16 protein-coding genes and 2 tRNA genes are annotated in these 19,053 nt (G+C 66.8%); 4 read left to right on the top strand and 14 right to left on the bottom strand.

The window, feature by feature from the left end; all coding sequences use genetic code 11:
* Positions 1–3: 3 nt before the first annotated feature.
* The 5 genes from ABCN56_RS18220 to ABCN56_RS18200 form a co-directional block, all read right to left on the bottom strand.
* On the bottom strand, positions 4–1,380 hold the full coding sequence (locus ABCN56_RS18220) for a trypsin-like peptidase domain-containing protein (RefSeq protein WP_343082259.1): 1,377 nt from the start codon (positions 1,378–1,380) through the stop codon (positions 4–6).
* A 90-nt stretch (positions 1,381–1,470) separates the two neighbouring features.
* The gene (locus ABCN56_RS18215) at positions 1,471–3,072 is read right to left on the bottom strand and encodes a hypothetical protein (protein WP_343082258.1); all 1,602 of its coding nucleotides are present in this window, start codon (positions 3,070–3,072) and stop codon (positions 1,471–1,473) included.
* Positions 3,060–4,061: a hypothetical protein gene (locus tag ABCN56_RS18210; RefSeq protein WP_343082257.1), complete on the bottom strand. Its 1,002-nt coding sequence runs from the start codon at positions 4,059–4,061 to the stop codon at positions 3,060–3,062. The genes ABCN56_RS18215 and ABCN56_RS18210 overlap by 13 nt, the downstream gene beginning before the upstream one ends.
* Positions 4,062–4,122: 61 nt before the next feature.
* A complete protein-coding gene (locus ABCN56_RS18205) occupies positions 4,123–4,992 on the bottom strand; it encodes a tellurite resistance TerB family protein (RefSeq protein WP_343082256.1) in 870 nt (289 codons plus the stop codon).
* A gap of 91 nt (positions 4,993–5,083) precedes the next feature.
* A tRNA-Tyr gene (locus ABCN56_RS18200) sits at positions 5,084–5,167 on the bottom strand.
* A gap of 136 nt (positions 5,168–5,303) precedes the next feature.
* Between ABCN56_RS18200 and rlmB the strand changes: the two genes are divergently transcribed.
* The 3 genes from rlmB (at position 5,304) to ABCN56_RS18185 (ending at position 7,288) form a co-directional block, all read left to right on the top strand.
* A complete protein-coding gene (gene rlmB, locus ABCN56_RS18195) occupies positions 5,304–6,086 on the top strand; it encodes a 23S rRNA (guanosine(2251)-2'-O)-methyltransferase RlmB (RefSeq protein ID WP_343082255.1) in 783 nt (260 codons plus the stop codon).
* 94 nt (positions 6,087–6,180) lie between these two features.
* Entirely contained in the window at positions 6,181–6,642 is a 462-nt protein-coding gene (locus tag ABCN56_RS18190; RefSeq protein WP_343082254.1) for a YHS domain-containing (seleno)protein, read from the top strand.
* 169 nt (positions 6,643–6,811) lie between these two features.
* Positions 6,812–7,288, top strand: a complete 477-nt coding sequence (locus ABCN56_RS18185) for a CoA-binding protein (protein WP_343082253.1) — start codon at positions 6,812–6,814, stop codon at positions 7,286–7,288.
* Positions 7,289–7,312: 24 nt separating this feature from the next.
* On the opposite strand, the gene ABCN56_RS18180 is transcribed toward ABCN56_RS18185, so the two are convergent.
* The 8 genes from ABCN56_RS18180 to ABCN56_RS18145 all read right to left on the bottom strand — a co-directional run bounded on the left by ABCN56_RS18180 (position 7,313) and on the right by ABCN56_RS18145 (position 15,574).
* On the bottom strand, positions 7,313–7,630 hold the full coding sequence (locus ABCN56_RS18180) for a phosphoribosyl-ATP diphosphatase (protein ID WP_343082252.1): 318 nt from the start codon (positions 7,628–7,630) through the stop codon (positions 7,313–7,315).
* Complete coding sequence (hisF, locus tag ABCN56_RS18175) at positions 7,627–8,388, bottom strand: imidazole glycerol phosphate synthase subunit HisF (RefSeq protein ID WP_343082251.1); 762 nt, start codon at positions 8,386–8,388, stop codon at positions 7,627–7,629. Before hisF ends, ABCN56_RS18180 begins: the two co-directional genes overlap by 4 nt.
* Positions 8,389–8,391: 3 nt before the next feature.
* On the bottom strand, positions 8,392–9,111 hold the full coding sequence (gene hisA / locus ABCN56_RS18170) for a 1-(5-phosphoribosyl)-5-[(5-phosphoribosylamino)methylideneamino]imidazole-4-carboxamide isomerase (RefSeq protein WP_343082250.1): 720 nt from the start codon (positions 9,109–9,111) through the stop codon (positions 8,392–8,394).
* A gap of 174 nt (positions 9,112–9,285) precedes the next feature.
* Positions 9,286–9,963, bottom strand: a complete 678-nt coding sequence (locus ABCN56_RS18165) for a Dph6-related ATP pyrophosphatase (RefSeq protein WP_343082249.1) — start codon at positions 9,961–9,963, stop codon at positions 9,286–9,288.
* Entirely contained in the window at positions 9,960–10,604 is a 645-nt protein-coding gene (hisH, locus tag ABCN56_RS18160) for an imidazole glycerol phosphate synthase subunit HisH (protein ID WP_343082248.1), read from the bottom strand. Before hisH ends, ABCN56_RS18165 begins: the two co-directional genes overlap by 4 nt.
* Positions 10,601–11,188 (bottom strand): imidazoleglycerol-phosphate dehydratase HisB, encoded by a 588-nt coding sequence (gene hisB / locus ABCN56_RS18155; protein WP_343082247.1) that lies wholly within the window; start codon positions 11,186–11,188, stop codon positions 10,601–10,603. Before hisB ends, hisH begins: the two co-directional genes overlap by 4 nt.
* A gap of 307 nt (positions 11,189–11,495) precedes the next feature.
* Positions 11,496–11,570, bottom strand: a tRNA-Gly gene (locus ABCN56_RS18150).
* Between the two features lie 563 nt (positions 11,571–12,133).
* Complete coding sequence (locus ABCN56_RS18145) at positions 12,134–15,574, bottom strand: pyruvate carboxylase (protein WP_343082246.1); 3,441 nt, start codon at positions 15,572–15,574, stop codon at positions 12,134–12,136.
* Between the two features lie 235 nt (positions 15,575–15,809).
* Between ABCN56_RS18145 and ABCN56_RS18140 the strand changes: the two genes are divergently transcribed.
* A complete protein-coding gene (locus ABCN56_RS18140) occupies positions 15,810–18,176 on the top strand; it encodes an ATP-dependent helicase (protein WP_343082245.1) in 2,367 nt (788 codons plus the stop codon).
* Between the two features lie 492 nt (positions 18,177–18,668).
* On the opposite strand, the gene ABCN56_RS18135 is transcribed toward ABCN56_RS18140, so the two are convergent.
* A complete protein-coding gene (locus ABCN56_RS18135) occupies positions 18,669–18,884 on the bottom strand; it encodes a DUF1127 domain-containing protein (RefSeq protein WP_343082244.1) in 216 nt (71 codons plus the stop codon).
* Between the last annotated feature and the right edge of the window lie 169 nt (positions 18,885–19,053).

The raw sequence follows: 19,053 nt of genomic DNA, 5'->3' as shown, positions 1-19,053 counted from the left end.
GTTTCAGAAGCCGCCGATCCGGATCACGGCCCTCTGGCCGCCGCGGATGAATTCGATCTGCCAGACGCGTTGCGGGTCCGAGACAATGTCGGCCATGTCCGCCGGCGTCCCGATCGCGCGCCCATTGAGCGCGACGAGAATATCCCCGGGGCGGAGGCCGGTGCGTTGCGCGAGGCCTTCCACATCGGTCACGACGACTCCTTCCGTGAGAAGCGGAAGGTCGAGGCGATCGATCAGCACGGGGGACAGGCTGGCGATTTCCAGGCCGTTGAAGATCGTCGCCCCCGACAACCTGATCGGCGCATCAGCCTCGGGCGCCGCGGCGAGGCGGATCGTCGCCGTTTCCTCGCGCCCGTCGTGCCAGTAGCTCACTGCGGCCTCCGCTCCGATGCCCAGTGTCGCGAGCCGGAAATCCAGTTCTTGCGGCCCGTCGACCGGAAGCCCTCCGATCGCGGTGATGACGTCGCCAACGCCGAGTCCGGCCGCGGCGAAGGGGCTGTCAGGGTGGATCGTCCTGATCGCGGCCCCTGTGGGAAGGGGCAGGCCAAGGGCTTCGGCAAGGCCCGCGTCCACAGGCTGCACCTCGATCCCGGCCCAGGGGCGGGGAAGTCCGCTCGCCCCGGCCTCGGCGGCCTCGACGTATTGGCGCACGAGGTTCGCGGGGATCGCGAAGCCGATCCCCTCCGACCCGCCGGAACGGGTGAGGATCGAGGTGTTGATCCCGACGAGACGGCCATGCATGTCCACGAGAGCTCCGCCCGAATTCCCCGGATTGATCGCCGCGTCGGTCTGGATGAAGTAGCCCCGCCCGCGGCCGAGCCCGCCACCGGACCGCGCGAGGCCCGAGACTATGCCGCTCGTCACCGTCTGGCCGACGCCGAAGGGGTTTCCGATCGCCAACACGAGGTCGCCGACCTCCACCGCGTCCGAATCCGCGAACCCGAGCGCGGGAAGATCGCTCGCGTTCTCCAGAGCGATGACCGCGAGGTCCGTATCTGCGTCCGCAAGAAGCACGCGGGCATCGAATTCACGCTTGTCCGAAAGGACGACCCGGATTTCTTCGGCATCGCCCACGACATGGTAGTTCGACACCACGATGCCGTCGGGCGACAGGATCACGCCGGAACCAAGCGAGTTCTGGACGCGCGGCACTGTCTCGCCGAAGCCGAAGAACTGGGAAAAGAACGGATCGTCGGCGAAGGGGCTCACGCGGCGGGCGACGATGCGGGTGGCGTATATGTTGACCACGGCGGGCGCGGCGGTCTTCACCACCGGCGCGAAGGAAAGCTGAATCTCGTCGGCGGAACCGGGCGCTCGGGTCTCGGCGGCGAGGGGGGCGGCAAGGAGAACGAGGATCGCGAGGAGGGCAGGGCGGTGCATTGGGCTGCCTTCGTTTGGGCGGGTCCAATCCAGAGCCGGGTCGGGCGAGGGGTATTTCGGTCTTCCGCCCAACGCGGTGCGTGGATCAGCTCAGCATACTCTTTCGTGGCGAATGAAGGAAATGGGCTTGCGGATGGAGGGCGCGTCAAGCGGAACGTCGAACGGTGGCTCCAACTCGACCTTCCTTTCCTCGTAGCAGCGTGCGAATTCCGGGTTCGCCGCGAGCTCGGCGTCGGTCAGGAAAACCGGATCCGGGCCAAGGGGTCCGGCCGCGAGGCCAAGGATGATGACGTCCGGCTTGCGCGACAAGACATAGGCGCCGTCGCCTTTTCCGTGGCCTGGTGACTTCTGGAATTCTGTCAGGATTGGAACCGGGTCGCGCAAGGCGATGACCGGATCGTTGAGCCCGAGCGTGTCGATGTAGCGGTGCATGTCAGCGAAATACGGTGTCGATCCGGCCGTGGCGAGGGCGATCGTGGTTCCGGGTGGATAGTTCGCGGCGAGATACTTGCCGACGACTGCCCCGATGGCGGCGGCATCGTCAGCGGCTGCAAAAGGGCGCACGGCAGCTTGGCCGGCCCCGAGAACGGCGAGCAGCAACGCCGTGGCGCCGAGTGCCGGACGGGGCAGACGCGCGATGTTCGCCGCGGTCGCCAGCGCGAGGACGGGAACGGTCGGGACGAGAATCCGGGCGAAGTACATATGATCTCCGCCCGACCAGACGATGTAGGCCAGGAACAGCGCGAGCGTGAACATCGACATCCGCGCGAGGCGTCGCGCCCCGTCGTGTTCGGGCTCGGCGGTCCCGCCCCGCAACGCCAGAGCCAGCGCAATGACGAGAGCGATGGCCGGCAGTTCGATCATTCCAAGTCCGAGATAGATCGCGCCGGCCTCCAGACGCTCGAGCGGATCCACGCCGACCTTGGCGTAGAAGGTCAGCGGCAGCCAGAGCCCGTAGACCGTGAGCCGAACGGCGACGTGGAGAAGCAGCATGAGGCCCGAGATGCTTCCCAATGTCACGAAATGAAGCATCCGCCGACCCAGAGGCAGGCCGGAAACGGCCAGAACGGCGATGCCGGTGGCGAGGTTCATCATCAGGGCGTCGGGCCGGGTAAGGTAGGCGAGGCCGAAGAGGAAGGACGCGAGGGCGGAGAGCGCGAGCCGGTCGCGGGGACCGGTGGCGCGGATCGCCGCGAGGAAGCCGCCGGCGACAAAGGCCGCCGCGGGCACCGCCTCGAGCCCGCCCCAGGCCCAGGCGAGAACCGGTGTGCAAACGGCCGCCGACAGCCCCGCGAGCCGCGCAGCCGTGGGAAGGCCGGAGGTGAGCGCCCACACGAGCGCCCAGAGGGCGAGAACGGCGGCGCCGTTGATCAGGTGCACGGCCGCCATGCCGTCGAAACCGATACGGATCAGGGCGGCGGACATCACGACGTGCAGGGGGTTGGTGTAGCCTTCCACCGGCTCGCCGGGGTTCCACGCAAGTTCGCCGAGTTCCGCGAGATGGCGCGCGTAGCGCAGCGAGATGAACGCGTCGTCGTGGAAGTGGCCGGAGAACTTGACCGCGTTGAGGATTGCCGTGGCTAAGACGAGAAGGGCGATCAGCCAGATCACCAACCTGCCTTGGGAAAGGCCGGCAACAAGCCCCTGGGTCCTGTTCCTGCCGGCGGGCTCCGCCCCGCTCACCTCAGCCATAGCCCCTCGCGCTTGATCTTGTTGCGAATGATGTATTCCCGCCGCGGAAGGTCGCTCCGGTCGAACATCCCGCGCAGCGTGGCGCCCTTGCGCTGGTAGACAAGCCTCCTTGCCGCCTCCCATTCCTTCAGCACCTTCTTCAGCCTGTTGGGTGCCACGATCTCCTCCAGAAGCGCCACGACCTTATCGCTCTCCCGCGCATAGAGAAGCGGCAGAGTGCGGTAGTGGCAGGTGACGTCGCCGTCGAGGCCGGAGAGTTCGGGGCCCGGCCGTCCGCCGCCCAGCGAGTGGATGACGAGCGGCAGCGCGACCTGGTCGAGCCAGGGATCGAGGCTCTGACAGGCGAGTTCCTCGGGCGGGTCATCGCGGATCGAGAGCGCGTAATCCCGGAACCTTTCGCCGAAGACGCGCGGGCATCGGTAGAAGAACCAGCCGGCGTTGAAATAGAGGTAGCGTTCCCAGAACTCGTCGGGCTTCGAAAGGTCCAGAGAGCTTTCGAAATCGAGGCCGAAGCGGTCGTAGAGGGATTTCCATATGCCCGCGTAGCCCGGGCCGTAGAGCTGTGGTTCGGGCCAGGTTCCTTCGCGCCGCATCGAGGCCGAGGGCCGGGCGAAGTCGAACCCGACCGAGGCGAGGGGGCCGGTGATGACCGTGTCGCTGTCGAGGAACAGGAAGGGTTCACCCTCAGGCAGCGCGAAAAGCCCTTCGATCTTGTTCCCGTGCGGATAGGACTGCCCGAAATGCCGGTTCTCGATCGGAGCGATTTCCGCGCCGAAGCCTTCGAGAAGCGCGCGAACCGGGGCCGAGATTCGAGGGTCGCCGTTCCACTGCGGGCCCGGCTGCGGTTCGCCCACGATCAGGCGGCCCGCGAAACCTTCGTTCGTCGCGCGAAAGGACGCGGCAAGGATCAGCGCCTCGTACTGCAGGCGCCCGGATTGGGCGATGCAGAAGATGTTGAATGCCTGCCCGTCGGGCTTTCTGTCCGCCATTCCTGTCCTGCCTGCCCGCTTTTCGGCCCACTATATGCGCCACATGCCGCGCGCGAAAGCATCAGCGGCCTTTCGCGCGGAAAGGTCGGGCGACGAGTTTCCCGAGCCGCACCGCGACAGTGCGGGCGCCGCGGCTGAGACGATTGCCGCCCTCGGCGGCAAATGCGCGGTCGATCCTCTCAAGCGCGCGGGTCTCGGCGCGGGTAAGTGGGCCATCGGCCTCCGCGACCGTTCGCAGGAAATCGAGAATGTCGGCCGACATCGCGGCGGCGTCGCAGTCGGGGTTCTCGCGCTTGAAGCGCGCGAGGTCGCGGGCGAGGCGCGCCGTCGAGTGCCCGGCAAGATGCGATTCGGTCCAGTCGAGACCCTCGGCGACGAAAGCGGCGTCGTAGCCCCATCCGCGCGTGAAATAGGCCGTGATCGCGGCTCGCTCCGCCTCGGATGGTGGGCCGTCGGCCCGGGCGAGCCTCAGCGCGAGCGGTGCGAGGAGGTCGAAGAGGCCGAGAGCCAGCACATCGAGCGGTGTCGAGATGAAATGGGGAATCACGGTCACGCGGCCCTTCTCGCGCGATTTCAGGAAGCGGGTGATCCCGAACCAGGCGCCGCCCGATACGACGCCGGCGGCCACGACCCAGCCCAAGGGCGTGACGGCCGCTCCGCCGAGGCCAAGCCAGGCCCAGAAACCGCCAGACGCGAAGAAGGCCGAAGCCACGGCGGAGGATTTGGCGACCGCTGCGCCGGTCGCCGCGACCCCGGCCACGTCCCAGGCTTCGAACGCGGCGTTTCGCAGTCTCAGCGAAGCATAGGCGCGCTCGCCGATGCCGAGCCGCGCCTTGAAGCGCAGGGGATCGGCGACGATTCCCTCCACGCTGTCGAACCAGTCGGGCTTCGGGCCTTCTGAGGTCGGTCGTGTGGGCATGGAATCGGGCATGATTGCGATGTGGGCGAGGGCGGCCTTGCGCGCAAGACCCGCGGACGGGCGTATCTGACGCCTGCAAGATGCCTTGATTGGAGGGGGGGAGTGGTGGGCGACCCTGGAATCGAACCAGGCATGGGTCTCCCCGGCGGAGTTACAGTCCGCTGCCGCACCTTGCAGCACGTCGCCCGACGTGGAGGGCTGGATAGCGAAGGCCCCATGGAGCGTCAAGGCGGAAAATCCGGCCTGAGCGGTCCAAGTGGCCTTGCTTCGACCGCCGGGGCGGCGCATTGTCCGCCCGCCTTGCAAACTGGGGACTGTGGCCGATGAAAAAACCCGCCTGGGTGATCGAGAAGGAACGCGCGCGCCGCGCGGCTGCGGCCGAAACGGTGTGGCTTTTCGGACTTCACGCCGTGCGCGACGCCTGCCTCAACCCGGCCCGCGAAAAGCTGCGGCTCGTCCTCACGAAAAACGCGGCCGACCGTCTGGGCGAAGCCATAGCGCAGTCGGGGCTGGAGCCCGAGATCACCGATCCCCGCGTTTTCGACAAGGCCGTGCCGCTGCCGCCGGAGAGCGTTCACCAGGGCGCGGCGCTCGAGGTGAAGCAGCTGAATTGGGGGCGGATCGAGGATATCTGCGCGGCCGGCGAGGGAAACCCCCTCGTCGTCCTGCTCGACCGGGTGACGGACCCGCATAACGTCGGAGCGATTCTCCGTTCGGCCGAGGTCTTCGGCGCCCGCGCAGTCATCGCCCCCGCGCGCCATTCGGCGCCCGAGACCGGGGCTCTCGCCAAGACCGCGAGTGGCGCGTTGGAACGCCAGCCCTACCTCCGCGTAGGGAACCTTTCCGATGCGATGGAACGCCTGAAGGCCATGGGCTTTCATCTCGTCGGGCTCGACGGCGAGGCAGAGGCGACGCTTGGCGAAGCGCTGGTGGCCGCGGAAGGGCGGCCGGTGGGGCTCGTCCTCGGTGCGGAGGGGCCCGGGCTTCGCGAGAAGACCCGTGAAACCTGCGACGTCCTCGCGCGCATTCCGGCGTCGGGGGCTTTCGGATCGCTGAACGTGTCGAACGCGGCCGCGGTCGCGCTCTATGCTGCAGCGACCCGGTGACACGGGCGCGCACGGAGCTTCACGCTTGCGGGAGGCGGGTTTTCCTGAAGGGCAGACAGTGCCATCTTGCGATGCAAAGATGCCGAGCCAGATCATGACCCTGAAACGTCGCGCCTTCCTCATCACTGCCGCCGCGCTCATTCTTTTCGGTGCGCTCCACCGACCGGTTCACGCGGACCCGAGGGAGGTGTTCGCGCCCGGCGGCATCGCTCTCGACGGGTTCGACCCGGTGGCCTATTTCCAGGAGGGCCGGGCCGTCGAGGGTGACGAAAGCCATGTCCTGAAGTGGCGCGGCGCGATGTGGTACTTCTCCTCTGCCGAGGCGATGGAGGCGTTCGAGATGAACCCCGGCGCCTACGCGCCACAATACGGCGGTTTTTGCGCCGTTTCTGCAGCGGAAGGCTCCGTCTCGGCGTCGGATCCGACGGTCTTCGTGATTCACGAAGGGCGGCTCTACCTCATCGCTTCGGGCGGTGGACGCAACGCGTTCATGCAGGACCTCGCCAGTTACATCGCGCGCGCCGACGCGAACTGGAAGGAACTGGCGGGGCGCTGACGGGCTTTCCCATCACGACGTCGCGACCGCCCCTTTAACGGCATTTCAGGCAAACTACATGATGTGTTGGAGCATGGCATCGGAACTGCATGCTTCACTTCACTGTCCCTCGTTCCGCACTGGCGCCCATCCTCTTGGATCGGGCGCTTTTTTCTGGCAATCGTCGGTCATGCAAACCTATTCCGATGCCTTCCTGCGCGAGATTCTGAACACGACGAAGGTGATTGCCGTCGTCGGCGTGTCGCCCAATCCGGTGCGGCCGTCCTACTACGTCGCGCGATATCTGAGCCTCAAGGGCTTCACCGTGATTCCCGTCAATCCGGGTCACGAGGGGCACGAGATCCTCGGCCGGACTGTCTACCGGGATCTCGCCTCGATTCCGAAGGACATGAAGGTGGACATGGTCGACATCTTCCGCCGGTCCGAAGCCGTGCCGCCGATCGTGGACGAGGCTCTGGAGCATTTTCCCGGCCTCCGCACGATCTGGATGCAGATCGGGGTCGAGAACCCTGAGGCCGCCGAAAAGGCCGAGGCTAGGGGGATTCGGGTCGTGCAGAACCGTTGCCCGAAAATCGAGTACCAGCGGCTCTTCGGAGAACTGCGAATGGGCGGCTTCGCGACCGGCGTCATTTCGTCGCGTCTTTAGAGGCCGCCGTCCAGCACCTGCGCCCTACTTGTCGGGACGGGCCGCTTTCTCGTCGATCCCCGACCGGCCCTCGCGCCGCTCGAGTTCCGCGAACACATCCGCGAGCGCGACGTCGCGCGCCGCGAGCATGACGAGAAGGTGATACAGGACGTCCGCCGCCTCGGCGGCAAGACGCGCGCGGTCGCCCTTCACGGCCTCGATAATGGCCTCGATGGCTTCCTCGCCGAATTTCTCGGCCGCCTTCTCGGGTCCCTTGGACAGGAGCTTCGCCGTCCAGGAGCTTTCCGGGTCCGCGCCCTTTCGCGCCTCGATAACGGCGGCAAGTCGTTCGAGCGTCGTCATGTGAGCCTCATCGGGATGCCGGCGGCGGCCATGTGTTCCTTGGCCTCGCGGATCGTGTATTCGCCGAAGTGGAAGATCGAGGCGGCGAGCACGGCGCTCGCATGGCCTTCCCTGACGCCCTCGACGAGGTGGTCAAGCGTGCCGACCCCGCCCGAGGCGATCACCGGGATGTCCACTGCGTCGGCCACCGCGCGGGTGAGCGGCAGGTTGAAACCGGACCGTGTGCCGTCACGGTCCATCGAGGTCAGCAGGATCTCTCCCGCGCCCTTGGCGGCGACAGTCCGGGCGAATTCAACCGCGTCGACGCCGGTCGGGCGGCGGCCGCCGTGGGTGAAGATCTCCCACCGGCCGGGCTCGACGGTCTTCGCGTCGATCGCCACGACGATGCACTGCGACCCGAAGCGGTCGGCGGAGCGCGCGACCACGTCCGGGTCGGCGACCGCGGCGGAGTTGAAGCTCACCTTGTCCGCCCCCGCGAGAAGGAGCGCGCGCACGTCGTCCTGCGTCCGGACACCGCCGCCAACTGTCAGCGGGATGTAGCACTGTTCCGCCGTGCGGGTGACGAGGTCGTACATCGTGCCGCGGTTTTCGTGCGTCGCGTGGATGTCGAGGAAGCAAAGCTCGTCCGCGCCCGCCGCGTCATAGGCCTTGGCGGCCTCCACCGGGTCGCCCGCGTCGATGAGATTGACGAAGTTCACGCCCTTCACCACGCGCCCGTCGGCGACGTCGAGGCAGGGAATGATGCGTGTCTTGAGCATGGCCTAGCCTTTCAGGACGGCGAGCGCCTCGGCAAGGTCGATCGCGCCGTCATAGAGCGCACGGCCAGAGATCGCGCCCGCGATGACACCGGTCTCCCGAAGCGCCAGCAGGTCGCGGATCGACGAGACGCCGCCCGAAGCGATGACCGGGATCGTAACGGCGCGGGCCAGCGCGGCGGTCGCCTCGACGTTCGGGCCACCCATCGCGCCGTCGCGGTCGATGTCTGTGTAGATGATCGCGGCGACCCCGGCGTCCTCATAGCTCTTCGCGAGGTCCGTCGCCATGACCTCGGTCTCTTCGGCCCATCCCCTTGTCGCGACGCGTCCGGCGCGGGCGTCGATCCCGACGGCGACCTTGCCCGGGAAGGCGCGGGCGGCTTCGCGGACGAGGTCGGGATTCTCGACCGCGACCGTGCCGAGGATGACGCGGGCGAGGCCCTTCGAAAGCCAGGTTTCGATCGTCGCCATGTCTCGGATGCCGCCGCCAAGCTGGCAGGGAACGGAGACGCGGGCGAGGATCGCCTCGACCGCCGCGCCATTCACGGGCTCCCCTGCGAAGGCGCCGTTCAGGTCGACGAGGTGCAGCCATTCGCAGCCGGCAGAGACGAACGCCGCCGCCTGCGCGGCCGGGTCCTCGCCAAAGACCGTGGCCTTGTCCATGTCGCCCCGGAGAAGGCGGACGCACTTGCCATCCTTGAGGTCGATCGCGGGGTAGAGGATCATGCCGGTTTCCTTGCTCTGTCGCGCGCCTCTTGCCACAGCGGCGCGGCGAATGCAAAGCGACCTGACGCATATTCACCTGGCCGGAGATATCCCGGCCGGACACCCGCAGCGCGCCCGTTCCGGCAGGGGGCGACCCAAAGGGGAATGGCGCGGGAAACCCGCGCCGCGATCGGATCAGGCGTCGCCTTCGGGGATCAGGTCGGCAAAGACGAAGCCGTCACGGGTGACGACCTCGCCATTGCGTACGGGGATAGGGGCGGAAAACATCGGCCCGGCCACGACGGCAGTGTGAAACTCGCCCCGCTCTCCGCAGGGGTCCACGGCGTCCGGAAGATCGGCGAGAAGGGCCGCGTCGAATTTCCGGCCGGCGAAGCTCGCGTCGAGGTGGCGCGGGTCCACCGTCACCAGACGCGCGTCGACGCCCGCCGCGATCATCTCGCGCGCCAGGTCTCCGGTATTGCGGCCCCAGAGCGGAAAGATCGCCTCGACGCCAAGGGGCGCGAGCTTCGCCTCCCGGTAGGCGCGCACGTCCTCGAGAAAGAGATCGCCGAAGACCATGTGGCGGACGCCGAGCGCTGCCACCTTCTCCATCGCGGCGGCCATCCGCGCCTCGTATTCCTCGTTCGAGCAGGGCCAGGGCAGCGGCACTTCGATGACTGGCAGCCCGAGCGCCGCGCTCTGCGCACGCAGCAGAGCGTTCCGCGTGCCGTGCATCGCGACCCGGTCGAAGGCTTCGTTGGTCGTGGTCAGGATCGCCACCACGTCGGCAAGGCCAAGCCGGCGGGCCTCGACGAGCGCGAAGGCGCAGTCCTTTCCCGAGGACCAGCTGAGGACGGCGCGGGGCGGGCTCACGGCTGCCACGAAAGGAAGTTCGCGATGAGCCGGAGTCCCGTCTTCTGGCTCTTCTCCGGGTGGAACTGCGTGCCGATCACGTTGCCCTTCCCGACGATCGCGGTGATGTCGCCGGCATAATCGCAATGGGCGACAAGATCGGCATGGTCGGTCACGCGGAACTGGTAGGAATGCACGAAATACGCGTGATCGCCCGTCTCGATCCCGTCGAGCACCGGGTGGGCCCGGTCGATGATCAGATCGTTCCAGCCCATGTGCGGCACCTTGAGCGCGGGGTCGGCAGGCGTAATGCGCACGACCTCACCGCCGATCCAGTCAAGGCCCGGCGTGTCCTCGTATTCCCGCCCCCAGGTCGCCAGAAGCTGCATGCCGACGCAGATTCCGAGGAAGGGCCTGCCCCTGTCCTCAACCGCCTCGGTCAGCGCCTCGACGAGGCCGGTCTTGGCCACGAGTTCGCGTTTGCACGCGGGGAAGGCCCCGTCGCCCGGCAGCACGATGCGGTCGGCGCGGGCCACGTCCTCGGGCCGTGCGGAGACGAGCACCGTTCCGGCCCCGGTTTCGGCCGCCATACGCTGAAACGCCTTTTCGGCCGAGTGGAGGTTGCCCGCCTCGTAATCGACGAGGACGGTCAGCCCGCTCACAGGGCCCCCTTGGTCGAAGGAAGCGCGCCCGCCGCGCGCGGGTCGGTCTCCACCGCCTCGCGGAGCGATCGGGCGACCGACTTGAACGCCGCCTCGGCGATGTGGTGGCTGTTCAACCCGTGGATCAGGTCGACGTGCAGCGTGATCCCGCCATGCGTCGACAGCGCCTGGAAGAACTCGCGCACGAGTTCGGTGTCGAAGGTCCCGATCTTCCCGGTCGGAAAGGCGACGTTCCAGACGAGGTAGGGCCGGCCCGACAGGTCGAGCGCCGAGGCTACCTGCGTGTCGTCCATCGCAAGACGGAAATGGCCGTAACGGCGGATGCCGCGCTTGTCGCCGAGCGCCTCGGTCAGCGCCTTCCCGATCGTGATGCCGGTATCCTCGACGGTGTGGTGGTCGTCGATATGCAGGTCGCCCTTGGCCGTGACCTTCAGGTCGATCATCGAGTGCCGCGCCAGTTGGTCCAGCATGTGGTCGAAAAAGCCGACGCCTGTGCTGTTCTCATAGGCACCGGTGCCGTCGAGGTTCACCTCGACCGCAATCTCGGTTTCGGCCGTCTTTCGGGTCAGGCTGACCTTGCGCATCAGAGCCTCCGGAATGGTTCTCGCGGCCTTATAGGGGCGGGGCGGGGGCATGGGAAGGGCTCCGCGCCCAATGCGCGTTCAGTCATTCGACCTCCCCATCGCCAGTCTGCGCTGAATGCTCTGTTCGGGTGGCCTTGATCGCTGCGTTTTGTCCCGGTCGGACCCTTCGTGACCGCTAAGCCCACCTCGAGTGCCGATCGTATGCTGGGAGAGCGGCCTCGACCCGGCTTGGAAAAAGGGGGCCGGCAAAAAGCGAAACGGGCCCCGCTAGGGACCCATTTTCGTTTGTCTCCAAAAGGAGCGAAATTGGAGCGGGCGATGAGATTCGAACTCACGACCCTAACCTTGGCAAGGTTATGCTCTACCCCTGAGCTACGCCCGCACCGTTTTCGTGGGGCAGGATTTATAAAGCCGCGCGGGCGGCTGCAAGGGGAAAATCGGGGGTAACGAAGAAAAGTTTTCGTCTTAGCGTTCCACGGGCTTTCCGCCGGTGATGGCGCCGGAACGTCAGCTTGAGGAGCGTCCTTGAAAACAAGAGTGCAGCGCGGGAGGAGGCGCACGCCGCGTGGAAATGGACCCTTTCCGAGGCACGCGAAAGGCCGGTCGTGAGGGGCGGGGCGGGTCCGGACTTTCGCCTCGGGAGCGGCCCGTCACGTGCGGCGGCCGGGATGGAGCCCGTAGCGGTGGATTCGCGCCGGACTTCGCCTCGGCGTCGGCGAACCTGGTGCCTCAGGTGGCCGAATCGTGTGGCGAGAGGATCGAATCGTCCCCGGCAAGCCGATCCGCAACATATATGTCCGGAGGACTGGTGCCCGGCCAGCCGGAATATCTGGCCGCGCGATAGGGGGGGACCTTCCGGTCACCGGCGGTCTGGGGAAGCTGACAGGCCCCCCTTTGAATCAGACGGCCGCCCCGGAGGGCGGCCGATCTTCGAGTGCCGTTCTCTTATTCCAGTTCGACCAGAAGGTCCTTGGCGTCGATCTGGGCTCCTGGCTGGGCATGAACGGCCTTCACGGTGGCGGCTCTTTCGGCATGGATGCCGGTTTCCATCTTCATCGCCTCGATGGTCAAGATAAGGTCGCCCGGGTTCACCTTCTGGCCAACGGACACGGCGAGGGAGGCCAGGACCCCCGGCATCGGCGAGCCGATGTGGTTCGCGTTGGTCGGGTCTGCCTTCGGCCGCTGTGTCGCCGCCGACTTGACGAGGCGGTTCGGCACCCGGATCACCCGGGGCTGGCCGTTCAGCTCGAAGAACACGCGGACGTCGCCGTCCTCGGTCGTGTCGCCGACCGTCTGGAGCCGGATCTCCAGCGTCTTGCCGGGATCGATCTCGGCGGTGATCTCCTCGCCCGGTTCCATCCCGTAGAAGAAGGTCTTTGTCGGGAGCGTCCGCACGGGGCCGTAGGTTCGGTGGCGGCCCATGTAGTCGAGGAAGACCTTCGGATACATGAGGTAGCCGTTCAGGTCCTCGTCATCGACCTTGAAGCCTTCTAGCTCCTTCGAGACCTGCGCGCGGACCGTTTCAAGATCCACCGGCGGCAGATGCTTGCCGGGGCGGTCGGTCATCGGCTTTTCGCCCTTCAGGACCTTGGCCTGAATGCCCTTCGGCCAGCCTCCGGGCGGTTGACCGAGGTTGCCCTTCATCATGTCGACGACGGAGTCGGGGAACGCCACGTCCGTATTCGGATCCTCGACCTGATCGCGGGTCATCCCCTGCGCGACCATCATCAGCGCCATGTCGCCCACGACCTTCGAGGAGGGCGTGACCTTCACGATGTCGCCGAACATCTGGTTGGCGTCCGCATATGCCTGCGCGACCGCGTGCCAGCGCTCCTCGAGGCCGAGCGAGCGCGCCTGCGCCTTGAGGTTGGTGAACTGACCGCCCGGCATTTCGTGCAGGTAGACCTCGGAGGCGGGCGCCTCGAGCCCGGCCTCGAACGCGGCATACTGGTGGCGCACCGCTTCCCAGTAGTTCGAGATCTCGCGGATGGCCTGCACGTCGAGGCCGGTGTCGCGTTCGGTGTGGCGCAGCGCCTCGACGATGGAGCCGAGGCAGGGCTGCGAGGTGCCGCCCGAGAACGCGTCCATCGCGGCGTCGACAGCGTCCACACCCGCTTCGCAAGCGGCGAGGATCGTTGCGCCAGCGATGCCGGAGGTGTCGTGCGTGTGGAAGTGGATCGGCAGGCCGACTTCTTCCTTGAGTGCCTTGAACAGGGCGCGCGCCGCGGCGGGCTTCAGAAGGCCCGCCATGTCCTTCAGGCCGAGAACGTGGGCGCCGGCAGCCTTCAGCGCCTTGCCCATCTCGACGTAGTACTTGAGGTCGTACTTCGCGCGGTCCGGGTTCAGGATGTCGCCCGTGTAGCAGATCGCGCCTTCGCAGACCTTGTCGTTCTCCACGACCGCATCCATGGCGACGCGCATGTTCTCGACCCAGTTGAGCGAGTCGAAGACGCGGAACACGTCGACCCCCGTCGTCGCGGCCTGCCGCACGAACTCCTGCACGACGTTGTCGGGGTAGTTCGTGTAGCCGACGCCGTTGGACGCGCGAAGCAGCATCTGCGTCATCAGGTTCGGCATTCGCGCCCGGAGGTCGCGCAGGCGCTGCCAGGGGCACTCCTGGAGGAAGCGGTAGGCCACGTCGAACGTGGCGCCGCCCCAGCACTCGACCGAGAAGAGTTCGGGCAGGTGCGCGGCATAGGCGGGCGCGATGTTGACCATGTCAATCGAGCGCATTCGCGTGGCCAGAAGCGACTGGTGCCCGTCACGCATCGTCGTGTCGGTGATCAGCACCTTCTTCTGCGCGGCCATCCAGTCGGCGACGGCCTGCGGGCCCTTCTCTTCCAGAAGGTTGCGGGTGCCCTTGGCGGGCTCGGCGCGAAGCTCGGGGGCGCGGGGCTTGCGCGCATCTGCCGGGGGCTTCGGGCGGCCGACCGTTTCGGGGTGCCCGTTCACCGTGATGTCGGCGATGTAGGTGAGGATCTTCGTCGCCCGGTCGCGGCGCTTGCGGAAGGCGAATAGCTCGGGCGTCGTGTCGATGAACTTGGTGGTGTAGGTGTTGTCCAGGAAGGTCGGGTGCTTCAGCAGGTTCTCCACGAACGCGATGTTCGTCGAGACGCCCCGGATCCGGAACTCACGCAGGGCGCGGTCCATCCGCGCGATCGCCTGCTGCGGCGTCTGCGCCCAGGCGGTGACCTTCACGAGAAGCGAGTCGTAGTAGCGGGTGATGACACCGCCGGCATAGGCCGTGCCGCCGTCGAGGCGGATGCCCATGCCGGTCGCCGACCGGTAGGCAGTGATCCGGCCATAGTCCGGGATGAAGTTGTTCTGCGGGTCCTCGGTCGTGACGCGGCACTGGAGCGCATGGCCCGAAAGGCGGACCCCGTCCTGCGATGCGACGCCCGTCGCCTCGGCAAGCGTCTTGCCCTCGGCGATCTTGATCTGGGCCTGGACGATGTCGATCCCCGTCACTTCCTCGGTGACGGTGTGCTCGACCTGGACGCGCGGGTTCACCTCGATGAAGTAGAACTTCTCGGTGTCCATATCCATCAGGAACTCGACCGTTCCCGCGCATTCGTAGTTCACATGCGCGCAGATCCGGCGGCCAAGCTCGCAAATCTCCTCGCGCTGCGCCGGGGTCAGGTAGGGCGCGGGCGCGCGCTCCACGACCTTCTGGTTCCGCCGCTGGACGGTGCAGTCACGTTCGTAGAGGTGATAGATCTCGCCGTGCTTGTCGCCGAGGATCTGCACCTCGACGTGACGCGCGCGCAGGATCATCTTTTCCAGGTAGCCCTCGCCGTTGCCGAAGGCGGCTTCGGCCTCGCGGCGGCCTTCGCGCACCTTCTCGGCCAGCTCGTCGGGGCCTTGGATCGGCCGCATACCGCGACCGCCGCCGCCCCACGAGGCCTTGAGCATCAGGGGATAGCCGATCTCGGCCGCCTGGCGGCGCACCTCGTCCATGTCGTCCCCAAGCACCTCGGTCGCCGGGATCACCGGCACACCCGCCTCGATCGCGACCCGGCGCGCCGAGGCCTTGTCGCCAAGCGCGCGCATGGTTTCGGCCTTCGGCCCGATGAAGGTGATGCCGGCCTTGTCGCAGGCCTCGACGAACTCGGGGTTCTCGGACAGAAGGCCGTAGCCGGGGTGAATCGCGTCCGCGCCCGACTCCTTCGCGACGCGGATGATCTCGGGGATCGACAGGTAGGCCGCCACGGGGCCGAGCCCGGCGCCGATCCTGTAGGCCTCGTCCGCCTTGAAGCGGTGCAGGCCGAGTTTGTCCTCTTCCGCGAAGACGGCGACCGTCTTCTTGCCAAGCTCGTTGGCGGCCCGCATCACGCGGATGGCGATCTCGCCACGGTTGGCGACAAGGATCTTCTTGAATTCCGGCATCTGCCCCTCCCCGAAAGGTGGCGCGAACCTTACTCGCGCTGCGATGCGGCGCAAGAGCGCGGGCGACGCTATGTGACAAATTCGCGAAGCGGAAGGCTCCCGTCCAAGGGTGAATCGCGCGCCGCGATGGCATCCGGATCCGCCCCTGGCGCGAAGGTGGCACGGGGCACGCTGGGTGAGGAACAATATGCGAACAATTCTTTAACTCCATCGCGACAAAGGCTAGATTGACGCCATGAGCACCTTTGACGATCCTGATGCATTCGCGGCCGATCTGCCTCTGAGCCGGCGCGCCATGGCGGCCCGGCCCGCGCCCTATCTCGACGGGCTCAATCCCGCGCAACGCGAGGCGGTCGAGGCGCTCGACGGCCCCGTGCTGATGCTCGCGGGCGCCGGCACCGGCAAGACGCGCGCGCTGACGGCGAGAATCGCGCATCTTCTTGTGACCGGTCGCGCGCGCCCGAACGAGATCCTTGCCGTGACCTTCACCAACAAGGCCGCGCGCGAGATGAAGGATCGCGTGGGGCGGCTTCTGGGCGAGGCGGTGGAGGGGATGCCGTGGCTCGGCACCTTCCATGCGATCTGCGTGAAGCTCCTGCGCCGCCATGCCGAACTTGTCGGGCTGAAGTCGAATTTCACGATCCTCGATACGGACGACCAGATCCGGCTCCTGAAGCAGCTCATCGCGGCAGCGAACATCGACGAGAAACGCTGGCCGGCCCGGCAACTCGCGGGATTCATCGACCACTGGAAGAACCGCGCCTGGACGCCCGAAAAGGTGCCAACCGCCGAAGCCTCCGCCTTCAACCACATGGGGACGGAGCTTTACGCAGCCTACCAGCAGCGCCTGAAGGCGCTGAACGCGGTGGATTTCGGCGACCTCCTCCTGCACATGGTCACGATCTTCCAGGCGCATCCCGACGTCCTGTCGCAATACCAGCGCTGGTTCCGCTACATCCTCGTGGACGAGTACCAGGACACGAACGTCGCCCAGTATCTCTGGTTGCGGCTTCTTGCGGGCGGGCACAAGAACATCTGCTGCGTCGGTGACGACGACCAGTCGATCTACGGCTGGCGCGGCGCCGAGGTCGGCAACATCCTGCGGTTCGAAAAGGATTTCCCCGGCGCCAAGGTCGTGCGCCTCGAACAAAACTACCGCTCCACGCCTCATATCCTCGCCGCCGCGTCCGGCCTCATCACCGCGAATGCCGGACGCCTCGGCAAGACGCTCTGGACCGAGGCCGAGGCGGGCGAGAAGGTCCGCCTCATCGGCCACTGGGACGGCGAGGAGGAGGCGCGCTGGATCGGGGAGGAGATGGAGGCCCTGCAACGCGGCACGCGTGGAATGGAGCCGGTCTCGCTCGACGATCAGGCAATCCTCGTCCGCGCGTCGCACCAGATGCGCGCCTTCGAGGACCGCTTCCTCACGATCGGCCTGCCCTACCGGGTGATCGGCGGGCCCCGCTTCTACGAGCGTTTGGAGATCCGCGACGCGATGGCCTATTTCCGCCTCGCCGTCAGCCCCGAGGACGATCTCGCCTTCGAACGGATCGTCAACACGCCGAAACGCGGCCTCGGCGACAAGGCCCAGCAGACGATCCAGACGCAGGCAAGGGAGGACGGCACGAACCTTCTGGAAGCCGCGCGCTACGTCGTGTCCTCCGGCAAGATTTCCGGCAAGGGCGGGGGGCAGCTGAGGCTCTTCGTCGAGAACGTGGATCGCTGGCACCGCTTGACGCGGCAGGACGGGACGAACCACGTCGAGCTTGCCGAGCAGATCCTTGACGAATCCGGCTACACCGAGATGTGGCAGAACGACAAGACGCCCGAGGCGCCGGGTAGGCTCGAGAACCTCAAGGAACTCGTGAAGGCGCTCGAGCAGTTCGAGAACCTGCAAGGGTTCCTCGAACACGTCGCGCTGATCATGGACAACGAACAGGAGGACGCGGCCGAGAAGGTCAACATCATGACGCTTCATGCCGCCAAGGGGCTGGAATTCCCGGCCGTTTTCCTGCCGGGCTGGGAGGACGGGTTGTTCCCCTCTCAGCGTTCCATGGACGAATCCGGCCTGAAGGGTCTCGAGGAGGAACGCCGCCTGGCCTACGTCGGCATCACACGCGCCGAGCGGCTTTGCACGATCTCGTTCGCCGGCAACCGACGGGTCTACGGCCAGTGGCAATCCGCGCTTCCCTCGCGTTTCATCGACGAGCTTCCCGCCTCCCATGTCGAGGTGCTGACCGCCCCCGGCCTCTACGGCGGCGGCCTTGGTGGCGGATTTGGCGCCGCGCCCCGCGAAAGCACCCTCGAGGACCGTGCGGCATCCGCCAATGCCTACAATTCGCCGGGCTGGAAGCGGATGCAGGACCGCGCGGGGTCCCGCCCGCTCGCGCAGCCGCGCGAGTCGCGCAACGTGGTCATCGACCTCGACGCGGTTTCGGCCTTCACCGAGGGCGACCGGGTCTTCCACAAGAAGTTCGGCTATGGCACGGTCGAGGCGATCGAGGGCGACAAGCTGGAAGTGTCCTTCGACAAGGCCGGCGTGAAGCACGTCGTTGCGGGCTATGTGCTGCCCGCGGACCAGGCCGACGACATCCCGTTCTGACCCTCCAATCAGGGCAATCGCCGAGCCGGAGCGCGAAGGCGCGCAGGCGAGAGGAAAGGCGTGGCCCGCAAAGGGCCGCCGCGGGTTTCCGGCAGGCAAGAAAAAACGGCGGCGCCGGGAGGAGGTGGCACCGCCGTCTGCAACGTCAGCCCAGGGAGGAGGAAGGGCCTTCGTATCCGGGCGAATGGGGGTGACGGCTCAGGGAGGAGGCGCCGTCACCCACCTTCGCTACGGGCCGCCCAGGGAGGAGGAGGGGCGGATCCGTATCCTGTTCGGGCCATGCCGGCCCCGGCTTCCGGAAGATGCGGCGGCTCCAGGGAGGAGGAGGGAGCCGCCGCTCTTCGTCACGATGCCCTCGGGGAGGAGGTCGGGGCGTCGCTTGCCGTCGGGTCCTCGGGACCCTTGTTTCTGGCGGTCCTGCTCAGGGAGGAGGAGGAGCAGGACCGCCGATTTCCGGACCCCGGGGAGGAGGAGGGGGCCAGGAAGGGAAACTTACTTTCCGTACGCGGCTTCGTGGGCCACGCGGGTGATCATCGAACGGGCAATGCCGAGATCCGCGAGTTCACGGTTCGACAGTTGGTTCAGTTCACGGAGCGTCTGCTTGAACACCCGACGACGCTGGCGCGTCTCCTGAATTTCCCGGGCGACGGCCGCGAGTCGCTGGAAGATGCCGCCGTCAGCGATGCGAATGTCGTGTGCGAGTGCCATGTTCGTTGCCTCAGTCTTGTTCGATAGCGCTATCTGCGCTGTTGGACCCAACATGGTTCGAATGCTGCGACTGCACAACGCATGATGCGACATTGCTGCCATGCAGCAACTGCATAACCCGTTCTGACCTATTTTTGGCTTCTCCGAGGGTGTTACTGCTCAAATATCC

This window comes from Ostreiculturibacter nitratireducens (assembly GCF_032670585.1).
Taxonomy (GTDB): Bacteria; Pseudomonadota; Alphaproteobacteria; order Rhodobacterales; family Rhodobacteraceae; genus Ostreiculturibacter; species Ostreiculturibacter nitratireducens.
The sequence above is the reverse complement of the archived record's forward strand: the minus strand, read 5'-3'. Positions and strand labels throughout refer to the sequence as shown.